The organism is Psychrobacter sp. TB20-MNA-CIBAN-0197, from assembly GCF_040309765.1.
GTDB classification, from domain to species: domain Bacteria; phylum Pseudomonadota; class Gammaproteobacteria; order Pseudomonadales; family Moraxellaceae; genus Psychrobacter; species Psychrobacter submarinus.
The window spans coordinates 1-263 of sequence record NZ_JBEOPC010000801.1 but is presented as its reverse complement, the minus strand read 5'-3'; the positions used below and the strand labels follow the sequence as shown (position 1 = coordinate 263).

The window sequence follows — 263 nt, the reverse complement described above, 5'->3', positions numbered from 1 at the left end:
AAAACGGCAATTTTACATTTAATTGGCGTCAATCACCATCTATTTGAGTTAAAGGGATACTAATTGGGTGAATTTTTATAACTTTTATATCGTGCTTTAGAGATTTCACGCGAGTTTTAGCTATAAAAAAGCCAGTAACACCACCTAGAGCAGCAGCTAAAATCTGCCAGCCTTCGGAAGCTATAAACAATTGCGCCGCAACAAATGCAAAAACAAGACTCAAAAGGAGCGGTAGCATGTAAACCGCAAAAGCATGCTTAACG

At 38.4% G+C, this 263-nt stretch carries 1 protein-coding gene; it reads right to left on the bottom strand.

Translation table 11 applies throughout. From position 1 onward, the window contains the following. Positions 1-28: 28 nt before the first annotated feature. A partial coding sequence (locus tag AAEY83_RS16060) for a SoxR reducing system RseC family protein (RefSeq protein ID WP_351060582.1) occupies positions 29-263 on the bottom strand: 235 nt, incomplete at its 5' end.